The sequence below is a fragment of the Actinomycetota bacterium genome (assembly GCA_005888325.1).
GTDB lineage: Bacteria > Actinomycetota > Acidimicrobiia > Acidimicrobiales > AC-14 > AC-14.
Map to the genome: position 1 here is coordinate 26112 of VAWU01000014.1, position 13606 is coordinate 39717.

The 13606-nt window shown below is 70.2% G+C and carries 13 protein-coding genes; 8 read left to right on the forward strand and 5 right to left on the reverse strand.

The window, feature by feature from the left end:
- The first annotated feature begins 67 nt into the window (after positions 1–67).
- The 4 genes from E6G06_03085 to E6G06_03100 are packed head-to-tail and all read left to right on the forward strand — an operon-like array spanning position 68 to position 5130.
- A complete protein-coding gene (locus E6G06_03085; protein TML93202.1) occupies positions 68–1315 on the forward strand; it encodes a glutamate-5-semialdehyde dehydrogenase in 1248 nt (415 codons plus the stop codon).
- On the forward strand, positions 1316–2188 hold the full coding sequence (locus tag E6G06_03090) for a MoxR family ATPase (GenBank protein ID TML93203.1): 873 nt from the start codon (positions 1316–1318) through the stop codon (positions 2186–2188).
- Positions 2189–2208: 20 nt separating this feature from the next.
- A complete protein-coding gene (locus E6G06_03095) occupies positions 2209–3636 on the forward strand; it encodes a VWA domain-containing protein (protein ID TML93204.1) in 1428 nt (475 codons plus the stop codon).
- A gap of 30 nt (positions 3637–3666) precedes the next feature.
- Positions 3667–5130 (forward strand): DUF2029 domain-containing protein, encoded by a 1464-nt coding sequence (locus E6G06_03100; GenBank protein TML93205.1) that lies wholly within the window; start codon positions 3667–3669, stop codon positions 5128–5130.
- On the opposite strand, the gene E6G06_03105 is transcribed toward E6G06_03100, so the two are convergent.
- The 5 genes from E6G06_03105 to E6G06_03125 all read right to left on the reverse strand — a co-directional run bounded on the left by E6G06_03105 (position 5085) and on the right by E6G06_03125 (position 10769).
- Positions 5085–5879: a hypothetical protein gene (locus E6G06_03105; GenBank protein ID TML93206.1), complete on the reverse strand. Its 795-nt coding sequence runs from the start codon at positions 5877–5879 to the stop codon at positions 5085–5087. The two genes, E6G06_03100 and E6G06_03105, sit on opposite strands and share 46 nt — an antisense overlap.
- Positions 5880–6053: 174 nt before the next feature.
- Positions 6054–6740, reverse strand: a complete 687-nt coding sequence (locus E6G06_03110) for a phosphoadenylyl-sulfate reductase (protein TML93207.1) — start codon at positions 6738–6740, stop codon at positions 6054–6056.
- The gene (cysC, locus tag E6G06_03115; protein ID TML93250.1) at positions 6719–7246 is read right to left on the reverse strand and encodes an adenylyl-sulfate kinase; all 528 of its coding nucleotides are present in this window, start codon (positions 7244–7246) and stop codon (positions 6719–6721) included. Before cysC ends, E6G06_03110 begins: the two co-directional genes overlap by 22 nt.
- Positions 7243–9039 carry a nitrite/sulfite reductase gene (locus tag E6G06_03120; GenBank protein TML93208.1) on the reverse strand — a complete coding sequence of 599 codons (1797 nt, stop codon included), beginning with the start codon at positions 9037–9039 and terminating at the stop codon, positions 7243–7245. Before E6G06_03120 ends, cysC begins: the two co-directional genes overlap by 4 nt.
- A gap of 269 nt (positions 9040–9308) precedes the next feature.
- Positions 9309–10769: a 3-deoxy-7-phosphoheptulonate synthase class II gene (locus E6G06_03125; GenBank protein TML93209.1), complete on the reverse strand. Its 1461-nt coding sequence runs from the start codon at positions 10767–10769 to the stop codon at positions 9309–9311.
- 23 nt (positions 10770–10792) lie between these two features.
- Between E6G06_03125 and E6G06_03130 the strand changes: the two genes are divergently transcribed.
- From E6G06_03130 to rsfS, 4 genes are read left to right on the forward strand one after another with little or no spacing between them, the layout of a single operon-like run.
- Entirely contained in the window at positions 10793–11320 is a 528-nt protein-coding gene (locus E6G06_03130) for a bacterioferritin (GenBank protein TML93210.1), read from the forward strand.
- Complete coding sequence (gene nadD, locus E6G06_03135) at positions 11212–11904, forward strand: nicotinate (nicotinamide) nucleotide adenylyltransferase (GenBank protein ID TML93211.1); 693 nt, start codon at positions 11212–11214, stop codon at positions 11902–11904. The genes E6G06_03130 and nadD overlap by 109 nt, the downstream gene beginning before the upstream one ends.
- Positions 11901–13118, forward strand: coding sequence for a LytR family transcriptional regulator (locus E6G06_03140; protein ID TML93212.1), 1218 nt, complete (start codon positions 11901–11903; stop codon positions 13116–13118). Before nadD ends, E6G06_03140 begins: the two co-directional genes overlap by 4 nt.
- Positions 13119–13178: 60 nt before the next feature.
- On the forward strand, positions 13179–13580 hold the full coding sequence (rsfS, locus tag E6G06_03145; protein ID TML93213.1) for a ribosome silencing factor: 402 nt from the start codon (positions 13179–13181) through the stop codon (positions 13578–13580).
- Positions 13581–13606 lie beyond the last annotated feature (26 nt).

Here is a 13606-nt window from a genome sequence, read left to right on the forward strand (position 1 = left end):
GGCCGCCAGTCTGCCCCAAGCGAAACCGACTAGACCGCACGGTCAAGTCGCCGGGTAACCTCGGGGGGTGACGTCGATCGCCGCGTTGGGTTCCCGGGCCAAGCAGGCGTCGCGCCACCTCGCGCTCGCGTCGACCGCGAGCAAGAACGCGGCCCTCGCCGCCGCAGCCGACCTGCTGGTCGAGCGGGGGCCCGAGATCCTCGAGGCCAACCTCGCCGACGTGGCCAACGCCGAGCAGGAGGGTACGTCGGCGACCGTCGTCGATCGCCTCCGGCTGTCGCACGCGCGCATCGCAGGCATGGCTGCGGGCCTGCTCCAGGTGGCGGCCCTGCCCGACCCGGTGGGGGAGATCGTCGAAGGCTGGACCCGGCCCAACGGGCTGGTGATCGAGAAGCTTCGTGTGCCGCTCGGGGTCGTGGCGATCATCTACGAGAACCGTCCCAACGTGACGAGCGATGCGTTCGGCCTGTGTCTGAAGTCGGGCAACGCCGCGTTCCTCCGTGGGTCGTCGGCGGCGATTCGCTCCAACACCGCGATCGCAGGCGTGGTGCGCGAAGGGATCGTGAAGGCGGGTCTGCCCGACGACGCGCTCGTACTGGTCGACGACACGAGTCACGAGGCGGCCGTCGAGTTCATGCGGCTGCGCGAGTCGATCGACTGCCTCATCCCGCGAGGCGGCCCGTCGCTCATCGCCGCCGTCCTCGAGCACGCCACCGTTCCCTACGTGATCGACGGCGACGGCAACTGCCACGTCTACGTCGACGCGTCGGCCGACCTCGAGATGGCGCTCGACATCGTCGTCAACGCAAAGACGCAGCGGCCATCGGTGTGCAACGCAGCCGAGTCGCTCGTGGTCCACGAAGCGGTTGCCGACGAGCTCCTGACGCGCCTGGTTCCCGCCCTGAAGGGCGTCGAGCTGGTGGGCGACGCGCGGGCGCGCGCCATCGTGGGCGCCGACCGCATGGCCCAGGCCACCGCCGACGACTTCGGCCGGGAGTTCCTCGACCTCAAGCTGTCGGTCGCGGTCGTGCCCTCGCTCGACGCAGCCGTCGACCACATCCGGACCTACGGCTCGGGTCACACCGAGGCCATCGTCACGCGCGACCTCGCGTCGGCCCGGCGTTTCACGCGCGAGGTCGACGCCGCCGCGGTCGTCGTCAACGCGTCGACGCGCTTCACCGACGGTGAGGAGTTCGGGTTCGGTGCCGAGATCGGCATCAGCACGCAGAAGCTGCACGCCCGTGGCCCGATGGGTCTGCGTGAGCTCACGACGGTGAAGTACATCGTCACCGGGGAAGGCCAGGTCCGCACCTAAGTGTCAGCCAACGAGCATCGCTTCGAGTCCGTCGCCACCGTGCGCGAGGGTCTCCGTTCCGTGGACTACCTCGCCGATGACGGCATCGCGGGCGTCGTCTATCTCGCCGACCGGTTGCAGAAGCCGGTGCTGGTGGAGGGGCCCGCCGGCACGGGCAAGACCGAGCTGGCCAAGTCGGTCGCCCTCGCGACCGGCGCCCGCCTCATCCGCCTCCAGTGCTACGAGGGCCTCGACGAGTCGAAGGCGCTGTACGAGTGGAACTACAAGAAGCAGCTCCTGCGCATCCAGGCCGAGCGCAACGCCGCGGGCTGGAGCGAGATCGAGGACGACATCTTCTCCGAGGAGTTCCTGCTCACCCGCCCGCTGCTCGAGGCCATCCGCGCGGACGAGCCGGTGGTGCTGCTCGTCGATGAGGTCGACCGCGTCGAGGTCGAGACCGAGGCGCTGTTGCTCGAGGTGCTCTCCGACTATCAGGTCTCGGTGCCCGAGCTGGGCACGGTGTCGGCCACGCAGATCCCGCTTGTGTTCCTCACGTCGAACAACACCCGCGAGCTCTCGGAAGCGTTGAAGCGGCGGTGCCTCTACCTGCACGTCGACTACCCCGACCTCGAGCGCGAGAAGGAGATCGTCCTCACCAAGGTCCCCGGCGTGAGCGAGAACCTGGCCGACCAGATCGCGCGCATCGTGCGCTCGATCCGCCAGATCGAGCTCAAGAAGGCACCGTCGGTGTCGGAGACGCTCGACTGGGCCCGCACCCTCCTCCTCCTCGGCATCGACAGCATCGACGCCGAGCAGGCCAAGGACACGCTCCACATCCTGCTCAAGTACCGCACCGACATCGTCAAGGCCGAGAAGGAGCTGTCGGCGGGGTGACCCGAGATCGTTAGCCGCTGATGCTCGACCTCCTCGCCGGGTTCATCCAGGAGCTCCGAGCCGCGGGATTGCCGGTGTCGCTCACCGAGAACCTCGACGCGATGGAGGCCGTGGGCCACATCCCGATCGAGGACCGGGAGGCGTTCAAGTACGCGCTCGGGGCGACGTTGGTGAAGAACCACGCGCACTGGAAGACCTTCGAGACGGTGTTCGAGGTGTACTTCGCGTTGCGCGGGGCCGAGTTCGGGATCGATGCGGACGACGACGCGTCGGGCAACGGCCAGGTCGGTGAGCGCCAGGAGGGCATGCCGCAGGCGGGCGGCGGGGGCGGGATGGAGGCACTCACCCCCGAACAGCTCGCTGAGATGCTCTACCGGGCCCTGGCCAACGCCGACGAGGCCATGATGAGGGCGCTGGCACGCCAGGCCGTCACCCGCTTCGCCGGCATGGAGCCCGGTCGCCCGGTGGGTGGCACGTACTACCTGTACCGCACGCTGCGGAACCTCGACCTCGAGGGAGTGCTGGAGCGGCTGATGCAGTCGGCGCGCGACGACGCCAGCGGTGAGCTCACGTCGCTCGAGGCGCGACTCGAGCGCGACGAGTTCGAATCGCGCATCGCCGACCTGCGACAGGAGATCGAAGCCGAGATCCGTCGCCGGCTCGTCGCCGACCGCGGAGTCGATGCGATGGCCCGCACCCTCCGCAAGCCGCTTCCCGAGGACGTCGACTTCATGCACGCCACCCGCGAGGAGATGGGCGCCCTGCGCCGCGCCATCCAGCCCCTGGCCCGCAAGCTCGCGGTGCGGCTGGCGCGCAAGCGACGGCACGGCCGCAAGGGGCCACTCGACTTCCGCAGCACGGTGCGCCACTCACTCTCGTACGGCGGGGTGCCTGCCGAGCCGAAGTTTCGCTACCCGCGTCCGGCGAAGCCCGAGATCATCGTGGTCGCCGACATCTCCGGGTCCGTGGCCGCGTTCGCCCGGTTCACGCTGCACTTCGTGTACGCCATCTCGTCGCAGTTCTCCAAGGTGCGCGCGTTCGTCTTCATCGATGGCATCGACGAGGTGACGCGCTTCTTCGAGGCAACGGAGGACATCAACGAGGCCGTGCACCGGGTGAACACCGAGGCCGACGTCATCTGGGTCGACGGGCATTCCGACTACGGCCATGCGTTCACCGAGTTCTGGAACCGCTGGGGTCACGAGGTAACACCGAAGACCTCGGTCATCCTCCTGGGCGACGCGCGCAACAACTACCACGCCTCGCAGGCGTGGGTGGTGGGTGAGCTCCGGCGACGCGCCCGCCACGTCTTCTGGCTCAACCCGGAGCCCCGCTCCTATTGGGACACCGGCGACTCGATCGTCTCCGAGTACGGGATCCACTGCGACGGCGTGTTCGAGTGCCGCAACCTGCGGCAGCTCGAGCGGTTCGTCGAGCACATCGCGTAGCGCGCCGGATAGGGGTACCTCGCATCGGGCATGCTGCATGTCGCGATGGTGCCGGAGCGGTTGGAGGTGGGGAAGGCGTCTGGCCCGGCGGTCGCGTTGCGCGTGGTCCTCCTCGTGGCCGTCACGTCGGCGTCCGCGGCGGTGCTCCTGCGGGGCGCGGGCGGCTCATACCGTCCCAACCTCTTGTTGCTGGCCGCTGCGTTCGCAGGCCTGGGGACGCTCGTGGTGCTGGAGCTGCACCGGTTGGCGCTGGCCCGGGGCCTCCTCATCGGCGCCACCGGCGCGCTGCTCGTGATCGCAGTCGTGGTGCCACCCGTGCAGTCGAACGACCTCTGGCTCTACGCGACGTACGGGCGCATGGTGAGCCATCACGGGATCAGCCCGTACGCGGCGCCGCCGTCCCGGGTGCACGACGACCCGCTGTACCCACGCGTCGACAGTGTCTGGCGCGGGACGCGCTCGCTCTACGGCCCCGGGTTCATTGCCATCGCGGCGGCGGGCACGGCCGTCACCGGTGACTCTGCGCTCGCAGTGCGGCTGCTCTTCCAGGGCCTGGCCGCAGCGGCGGTCCTGACCGCGCTGCTGCTCGTCGATCGGCGCACGAAGGACCCCATCGTGTGGTTGCTGGTCGGCGTGAACCCCATGGTCATCGTGGGGGTGGTCAACGGTGGGCACAACGACGCGCTCGTGGCGTTGGCCCTGCTCGGCGGGGTGCTGCTCGCGGTGGTGCGTCGCCCCGTCCTCACCGGCGCCGCGGTCGCGCTCGGGGTGTTGGTGAAGATCGTCATGATGCTGCCGCTCGCCGCGCTGTTGGTTTGGCTCTGGCGCCGGCAGGGGTTGCGGGCCGCCCTGGTCACGGGTGGCGTCGCCGCGGTGCTCGTCGTCGGCGCGTACCTCTTGGCGGGCGGGCGCACCGCGCTCGAGCCGGTCAGTGACGCCGAGCACCAGGTGTCGCGCTCGTCGATCTGGAACAAGCCGCGGCGCGACATGACGTTCGATCTCGTCCGCGACGGCGCAACGGGGAAGGTGGCCGGCGCGATCGCGCGGCGCCGGGTCACGCGCTGGGCGAACCTCGCGGTAGCGGGTCTCGCCGTGCTCCTCGTCGCGCCCCGAATGCGTGCGAGGTCGCCGGCGGTGCTCGTGGGCGCCGCCACCCTGGCCTACCTCCTGGCCGGCGCCTACGTGGTGCCGTGGTACGCGGTGTGGGCCCTGCCGCTCCTCGCGCTCGCGCCCCGCTCGTGGGTCACCGGCGTCACGCTGGCCATCGCCGCGGTCGTGTCGCTCGCGTACGTACCCGACCCGAGCATGATAGGCCACGCCGTCAGCGTCGTCACCCCTTGGCAGGCGTTGCGGTACGACATCTTCGCCATGTGGGTGCCGCTGAGCACTTGGACGCTGATCGCCGTCGTTGTCGCGCTCACGATCGTCACGATCCGGCGCCGCCCCGCTCAGGACGGAGCGGGCCCTGCGATCTCGGCCATGACGCCGAAATGATCGCTGGCGAAGGTGCCCGTGAGCGAACGGTCGCAGACGACGCGCGCTGACTCCACCCGTCCCGCGCCGCTGTCGCGCCGCCAGCCGACGAAGATGTAGTCGATCCGGCCGTCGGGCTCGCGGTCGAGCGCGGCGAACGAGTTGCGGTTGTCCCACGTGTATCCGGGCCCGGTGCCACCCGCGACCCGCCAGGCCTCCTGGAAGAAGGCGCTTCGCCCTTCCAGCGAGGCCAGCCCACACAGGAAGCGGATCTCGTCGGAATCGGGGTTGGCGTTGAGGTCGCCGCACAGGATCGGCGGGAACGGTGAGGTCGCATCCGCCTGCGCCTCGATGGTTCCGACGACCTTCAGGACCTGCGCCTCGCGGATGTAGCCATGGTGGTACTGCCAGTTGAGGTGGGTGCAGAAGACGTCGAGGCCATGGGTGCGCGCGTGGAGCAGCACCCGTCCCTCGTCGTCCTGGTCGAGTGCGGGGAGCGGGGTGATGTCGTGGCCGTCGATGGGCCAGCGGCTGAGGACGGCGTCACCGAACCAGGCGCCGTTGCCGAGGTCGAGCCCGGGAGCACCGACCCAATGGCGCTGCGTGCGCTCGGCCAGCCAGGCGGCCTGGTTGCGACCGTCCTCGAGGGCGACGACCTCCTGGAGGCACAGCACGTCGGGCTCGACGTGCTCGATCCACGCCACGATCTCATCGCGGCGGGCCCGCCAGTGCCCCACGTTCCAGATGTTCAACGTCATCACGCGCAACATCCCGGCAACTTACGGGTTGGGCGCGCCGGACGCCGCGGGGCCCGGACGGCACCACGCGACTGCGGCGGGCCGGCGGGGTTGGGGTCCCCGCCGGACGCGGCGGGTGCCGAAGCGAAGCGGAGGCGGGCCCCGCCGCCATCAACAGAGCGAAGCGGAGGCGGGGCCCGCCGCCATTTACAGGTGCAGGCCGCACTCCGTCTTCTGCGTGCCGGCCCAGCGCCCGGCGCGGGCGTCGTCGCCCTCGGAGACCGGCTGCGTGCACGGCCAGCACCCGATCGACGGGTAGCCGCGCTCGACGAGCGGGTTCACCGGCACGTCGTGGGCCCTGACGTAGTCGGCCACGTCGAGGTCGGACCACGTGGCGAGGGGGTTGATCTTCACCAGGCCGCGCAGGTCGCGCACGACGATCGGGGCGGCCGCGCGCGACGGCGCCTCGGCTCGGCGCAGTCCGCTCATCCATGCCTCCTTGCCGGCGAGGGCGCGGTCGAGCTGGCCCACCTTGATGGCCGAGCAGCAGTTCTCGGGATCGACCTTCCAGAGCTCTTCGTCGTGGGGCGGCACGGTCATGATGCGCAGGTTGAGCCCGTAGTGCCGGCGCACGCGCTCCATCGTCTCGAGCGTCTCGGGGAAGTGGTAGCCGGTGTCGATGAACACGACCTCGATCGCCGGCTCCACCTTCACGGCCAGGTCGATGAGCACGGCGTCGGTCATCGACGCGGTCATGCACAGGTGGGGGTGGAAGGTGTCGACGGCCCACCGGATGATGGCGGCGGCCGACTGGGGCTCGAAGCGCTGGTTCAGCTCCGCCAGGTAGTCGTCGCCGAGTGAGCCGCGCTCGTCTACGAATGCAGCGCTTGCCATACCGCCTCCACGGACTCTTCGAGGGTTTGGGTGTGGGTGGGAACCACCAGCTCGGGGTCGATCGGCGGCTCGTAAGGATCGTCGATCCCGGTGAGGCCGCTGAGGTCCCCTGCCTTCTGCTTCGCGTACAGGCCCTTTACATCGCGGTCAGAGCAGACGTCGACGGGCGTCGACACGTAGACCTCGAAGAAGCGGCCGTCATGGAGGACGCGCATCTCGTCGCGCACGTCGCGGTACGGAGACACGACCGAGCACAGGACCACCACGCCGTTGCGGGAGAGGAGGTGGGCCACGAAGCCGATGCGGCGGATGTTCTCGTCGCGATCGGCCCGGCTGTAGCCGAGGTCCCTGGTGAGGTAGGTGCGTACGACGTCGCCGTCGAGGATCTCGACCCGACGGCCCTCGTCGAGGAGCCGCTTCTCGACGCCGCGCGCGATCGTGGTCTTGCCGGCCGAGGGCAGGCCGGTGAACCACACCGTGAGACCGGCGTCGAGGTCGATCGTCACGTCGCCGCGCACTCACCCTCGCCGACGTCGGCGCTGAAGGGCCCGGTCTCGTCGAAGTCGATGTAGAAGTCGGGCCGCTCGTCGGGCGGCGGGAAGACGTCGAGCACCTTCAGGTCGGACCCGACCGACGAGGCGCCACCCGCGTGCTCCAGCCATTCGGTGAACGTCTGCCCGGCGACCCGCTCGGCCGCGAAGCGACCCACCACCCGCACGGTGGCCTCCGCGCAGTTCTTGGCGGGCAGGCGCAGGGCGCGCTGTCCGAACGCCACCTCGGTCTGGCCCACGTGACCTCCGAGGAGCATCTGATAGCCGGGAGCGGACTGGCCGTGTGCCCGGCGCTCGGCGCCGCAGAAGCCGATGTCGGCCACGTGGTGCTGGCCGCACGAGTTGGTGCAGCCCGAGATGTTCACGCGCACGCCGCCCACCTCGGCAAGCCCGGCCTCCTCAAGCGCCCGACCGATGTCGGACGCCAGCCCGCGCGACTGCGTGACGGCCAGGTTGCACGTGTCGGCGCCCGGGCAGGCCACCACGTCGCGCGCCAGCTCGGCACCCGGTTCCGCCATGCCGATCGTGTCGAGGCGGCGGTGCAGGACGGGGAGCTGCTCCTCGGTGAGGTCTCGGAAGACGACGTTCTGCCGGTTGGTGACGCGCACCGAGGCCCTGAGCTCACGCTGGATCGAGGCGAGGGCGCGGAACTGGTCGCTCGTGATGTCGCCGAGCCGCGCGTAGGCGTACGCCGAGACCGTGCCCTTGGCCGTGCCGCGCACCACGTTGGCGTCGTCCCACCGACCGTACGGGTCGGTCCGCTGGATGCTCACCGGCGTGCCCCAGCCCATGGCCGTGGGCTCGACGGCCGTGCTCACGCCTGCCGGCGCGTCGCCGTGCTCGTCGACGTACGCGGGGATGCCACCCGGCCAGCTGTTCGAGGCGAGGAGGAACTTGCGCTCCTTGAGCACCCGCTCGCGCAGCTCGTCGATGCCCATCGTGTCGAGCAGCCACTTCATGCGGGCGCGCAGCTTGTTGTCGCGGTTGCCGTAGTGGTCGAACGTGCGGAGCGCAGCCTCGAGCGTGGGCAGCAGCTCCTCGCGCGGCGTGAACTCCTCGAGCGCCTGCGCGGCATGGGGGTTGGCACCGAGGCCACCGGCGATGAACACGCGGAACCCGGGCTCGACCGTGCCGTCGACGCGTGGCCGGTTGACCGCGATGACCCCGATGTCGTTGAACATGGCCTGGCCGCAGTCGGTGACGCAGCCGGAGAAGTTGATCTTGAACTTGCGCGGCAGGCGCTGCGCGTAGGGGTTTCGGAGGAAGTGGCGGAAGGCGGCCTCGGCCCACGGCGAGATGTCGAGCACCTCGTAGGGGCAGGCACCTGCCAGGTGGCACCCCTGCACGTTGCGCACGGTGTCGCCGCAGGCCTCGCGTGACGTCAGGCCCACCGAGGCCATGTCGCGCAGCAGCGCGGGGACACGCTCGAGATCGACGAAGTGGAACTGGATGTTCTGCCGGGTCGTGATGTGTCCCCACCCGCGCGAGTACTTGTCGGCGAGGTGGCCGCACATGTCGAGCTGCTCCGGGGTGAGGGAGCCGTACGGCACCTTGACGCGCACCATCTGGTTGTGGCCGCCCTGCCGTTGTCCGTAGATGCCGTTGTTGAGGCGGAAGACGCGGAAGCGATCCTCGTCGAGCTGTCCGTCGAGATACAGGGCGAGCATCCGCTCGAACTTCTCGATGTCGGCGAGCGCGACCGGGTCGATGGCGCCGGGGCCGACCTCAGTGATGATCGTCTGGCTCATGGGGGCCTCCTTCAGGGACGGCCGGAGGGGAAGCAGGGGAGGGTCGAGGGGTCGGTCAGCGGGCGCGACTGAGCTCGTCGCGAACCAGGTGGGGCGTGATGCCCTCGGTGACCGACGGGGCGCCGTCACGGCGGAGAAGCATCGTTCGGCTCGCCCTCATAGGTGTCCAGTCAACCATTCCTGACGAATCTGATCAAGTTTTGGTGCTTTCGGGCCGCGGGCCGACCGTCGGCCCCCGCCGGGCCCCGGGGACCGGGACGTCCGGTGGCTCAGTCGAGGCGCAGGAGCTCGGCCACCCGGAACGCGAGGTCGAGCGACTGCCTGGCGTTGAGCCGGGGGTCGCACATCGTCGTGTAGCGGGCGTCGAGGTCGTGGTCGAGGATCTCCTCGGCCCCGCCGAGGCATTCCGTGACGTCGTCGCCGGTCAACTCGACGTGCACGCCACCCGGCCATGTCCCCTCGGACCGGTGCGCTGAAAAAAAGCCGCGGATCTCGGCCAGGACGTCGTCGAGGTGGCGCGTCTTGTGGCCCGATTCGCTCTGGAAGGTGTTGCCGTGCATCGGGTCGCACGCCCACACGACCGGGTGACCGGCCTCGCGCACCGCCCGGATGAGCGGTGGGAGGCGCGTCTCGACGTTGCTCGCGCCGAGCCGGGTGACGAGCGTGAGGCGCCCCGGGATCCGGTGGGGGTTGAGACGTTCGCACAACTCGACCGCGTCGTCGGGTGTGGCCGTCGGTCCGATCTTGCACTCCAGCGGGTTCATCACGCCGGAGAGGAAGTGCACGTGTGCACCATCGAGGGCACGGGTCCGCTCACCCACCCAGAGCAGGTGGGCCGAGCAGTCGTACCAGTCGCCCGTGAGCGAGTCGCGACGGGTGAGCGCCTCCTCGTAGGTGAGCAGCAGCGCCTCGTGGCTCGTGTAGAAGTCGACCTGGTGGAGCGCGGCCTCGGTGCCCAGGTCGATGCCGCACGCGGCCATGAACCGAAGGGCGCGCTCGATCTCCGACGCGGTGCGCTCGTAGCGCAGGCCCTCGTTGCTGCTCGCCACGAACTGCTGGTTCCACGCGTGGACCTGGTTGAGGTCGGCGAACCCGCCCTTGGTGAACGCGCGCAGCAGGTTCAGCGTCGACGCCGACTGGTGGTACGCCTGCACCATCCGTTCGGGATCGGCGACGCGCGCCTCACCGGTGGGCGCGAGGTCGTTCACCATGTGGCCGCGGAACGCGGGCAGCACCCGGTCGCCGACGGTCTCCGTGGGCGAAGAGCGCGGCTTGGCGAACTGGCCGGCGATCCGTCCCACCTTCACCACCGGCACGCCGGTCCCGTAGGTGAGCACGACCGCCATCTGCAGGATGACGCGGAGCTTGTCGCGGATGCTGTCGGCCGAGAACCCGTCGAAGGACTCCGCGCAGTCGCCCGCCTGGAGCAGGAATGCCCGCCCCCCGGCGACCTCACCGAGGGCGGCGGTGAGCGAGCGGGCCTCGCCGGCGAAGACCAGCGGCGGCAGGGTGGAGATGCGTTTGAGGGCTCGTTCGAGGGCGCCCTCGTCGGGCCACTCGGGTTGTTGCCCGGCCGGGAGGTCGCGCCACGAAGAGGGGCTCCACGGGATGCGACGGGGGGAGTCCACGCCCAGAAGCGTGGCCTGCCGGGGATCGCTTTTCAAAGTGATTCCTGCATTGTCGCCGCCAACGACTCCGTCCGCGGCGCCGCAGCGGCTGTCGATTCTCATCGCGGCGACGGTAGGGTGCAGGCGTGAGCCACCTGAGCGATGTCGAAACCCTCCGCCGCCAGGCCCGCGAGCACATCGACGACGGCCCGATCACCGAGGCGTACGGCGCCGACCGCGAGCGGGTCATCGCCGTGCTCAACGAGGTGCTCGCGACGGAGCTCGTCTGCTACCTGCGCTACAAGCGCCACTACTTCACCGCAACCGGGCTCAACGCGACCGCGGCGGCTGCCGAGTTCCTCCAGCACGCCACGCAGGAGCAGCAGCACGCGGACATGGCAGCCACGCGGATCACGCAGCTGCGGGGCGAGCCCGACTTCAACCCCGACATCCTCTCGAAGCGGAGTCACGCCGAGTACGTGGAGGGCGCGAGCCTGCCCGACATGGTGAAAGAGGACCTCGTGGCGGAGCGCATCGCCATCGCGTCCTACTCCGAGATCGTGCGTTGGCTGGGCGACAACGACACGACGACACGGCGGATGATCGAGCAGATCCTCGAGGTCGAGGAGGAGCACGCCGACGACCTCATCAAGCTCTTGGAGGAGCTCAAGTAGCCGACCGCGTCGGGGTGCTCGGGGGGACGTTCGACCCCGTGCACGTCGCCCACATCTTCGCGGCAGCCGAGGCCCGACACCGCCTCCGTCTCGATCGCGTCCTGTTCGTCGTGGCCAATGTGCCGTGGCAGAAGCGCGATCGAAACGTCACGTCCGCCGAGGACCGCTTCGCGATGGTGGCGGCCGCGCTCGACGGCGTCGAAGGGCTGGAGGCGAGCCGCATCGAGCTCGACCGCGGCGGTGAGTCGTACACCGCGGACACCCTCGCGGAGCTGGCGGCCCGCTGGCCCGGCGCGGACCTGGTGCTGCTCATCGGCGCGGACGTGGCGGACGAGCTCCACACGTGGAAGCGCGTCGACGAGGTGCGAGAGCTGGCCACGCTCGGGGTCTGGCGCCGTCAGGGGGTCGAGGTGCCCGACCTCGGACCGGAGTGGCGCGTCACACCCGTCGACGTCCCGTGTCTCGAGTTGTCGAGCACCGAGTTGCGGGCCCGAGCGGTCGCCGGTCGACCCCTCGACGGTCTCGTGCCCGCTCCGGCTGTCCGCTTGATCCGCGAGCGCGGTCTGTACGCTGGCCGCGAATGACGACGGCGTCTCCGACCGAACTCGCACCTGACGCGGTCGAGCCTCACGCCACACCATCCCCCTCCACCGAACGTGCGCGCCGGCGGCGGGAGCGCAGGCGCGCCCGCCGGCGTCAACAGGCGCGCATCGCGTCCAGGATCGCCCTGTCAGCCGTGCTCGTCGTCGGCCTGGTGACGTTCATCCGGTCGGGCCGGTCCGGCGACGCGCATGACGCCTCGGCCGTCAAGCCCACGCCCACGACCGCTCGCGGCCTGCTTCCTGCGGTGCTGGCCCAGCGCGACGCGGCCGGTGCGATCACCGCGGTGTCAGTGCTCGCGCCCGGCTCCGGCTCCGACGGCCACCTGATCTTGGTGCCGCCGGGCACGATGACCGAGCTGCCCTCGTACGGGCTCGACGCGGTGGGCAGGTCGTTCCAGCTCGGGGGCGCGCCACTGTTGCGCGCCGCGCTCGAGAACCTGCTCGGGGTCAACCTCGAGCACATCGACGTGATCGACGATGCGTCGCTGACTGCGCTCGTCGCGGCCGGCCCGCTCCGCGTGCATGTGGACTCACAGGTCGAGCAGGTCGAGCCTTCCGGTCTCGTCAACGTGCTCTGGCCCGTCGGCGACACCGATCTGCTCCCCGGCGACGTGCCTCGCTTCCTCGCCGAGCGCGGACAGCAGAACGACCTGGCGCGCCTCGTTCGCCACCACGCGTTCTGGAAGGCCTGGCTCGCGCGCCTCCACGCCGACCCTGCGCTCCTGCCGCGTCTGCCCGGTCTCGAGGATGTGACCCCTGCCATCGCGGCGCTCGCGAAGGGGTCGGTGCAGTACGCCACGCTGCCGGTGGAGGCGCTCGATGGCGGAGGGGGCGACCAGGTGTACCGAGTGCGCCAAAGCGAGCTCGACGCCCTGCTCGAGGTCGCGCTCCCGCGCAAGGTGGCGCTGGGGGCCGAGGGCCGCACGCGGGTGCAGCTCCTGAACGGCACCGGTGTCGTGGCCGAGGCCCAGCAGGTGGCCCAGCGCCTCCTGCCGGCCGGGTTCCGAATCGTGGTGACGGCCAACGCCAAGAGCTTCTCGTACCGCGAGACGCAGGTGGTGTTCTACCGTCGCGAGCAACAGGCGGCGGCAACGCGCGTGCAGCGGGCGCTCGGAGTGGGCAAGCTCGTGCGGAGCCGGCAGCCGCTCGACGTCGTCGACGTGACCGTGGTGGTGGGCAGCGATTTCAAGGGATAGGGCTTCGAGGGACAGGGCTTTCAAGGGGCAGTGGTCGCAGCGGACGAGCGCGTTGGCGGGATGACGGGAGAGCAGGCACTGGATCCGATTCGTGAGTGGGTGAGGGCGGCCGCGCAGGGGGCAGCCACCAAGGGGGGAAGCGACACCATCGTCCTCGACGTCGCGGCCGTGCTGGCCATCACCGACGCGTTCGTGATCACCCACGGCACCAACCGCCGCCAGGTGCTCACCATCGCCGAGGAGGTCGAGGCGCAGGTGAAGGCGGTGGGTGGGCCGAGACCGCTGCGCGTCGAGGGGATCGGTGAGGCGCAGTGGGTGCTGATCGACTTCGGCGACTTCGTGGTGCACGTCTTCCTCGACGAGGTGCGTCGTTACTACGACCTCGAGCGGCTGTGGGCCGACGCGCCCCGCTGGTCGTGGGACGGCGAGGCGCCGGCCGATCGCCGGCACGGTGTTCTCTGACTCGGCGTCGTCCTGCGGAGTGTCGC

Excerpts from the sequence above, each read along its gene's own strand:
- E6G06_03100 (TML93205.1), top strand. The coding sequence starts at position 3,667 with ATGCTGCATGTCGCGATGGTGCCGGAGCGGTTGGAGGTGGGGAAGGCG.
- rsfS (TML93213.1), top strand. The coding sequence starts at position 13,179 with ATGACGGGAGAGCAGGCACTGGATCCGATTCGTGAGTGGGTGAGGGCG.
- E6G06_03120 (TML93208.1), bottom strand. The coding sequence starts at position 9,039 with ATGAGCCAGACGATCATCACTGAGGTCGGCCCCGGCGCCATCGACCCG.
- E6G06_03140 (TML93212.1), top strand. The coding sequence starts at position 11,901 with ATGACGACGGCGTCTCCGACCGAACTCGCACCTGACGCGGTCGAGCCT.
- E6G06_03105 (TML93206.1), bottom strand. The coding sequence starts at position 5,879 with ATGTTGCGCGTGATGACGTTGAACATCTGGAACGTGGGGCACTGGCGG.
- E6G06_03125 (TML93209.1), bottom strand. The coding sequence starts at position 10,769 with ATGAGAATCGACAGCCGCTGCGGCGCCGCGGACGGAGTCGTTGGCGGC.
- E6G06_03110 (TML93207.1), bottom strand. The coding sequence starts at position 6,740 with ATGGCAAGCGCTGCATTCGTAGACGAGCGCGGCTCACTCGGCGACGAC.
- E6G06_03095 (TML93204.1), top strand. The coding sequence starts at position 2,209 with ATGCTCGACCTCCTCGCCGGGTTCATCCAGGAGCTCCGAGCCGCGGGA.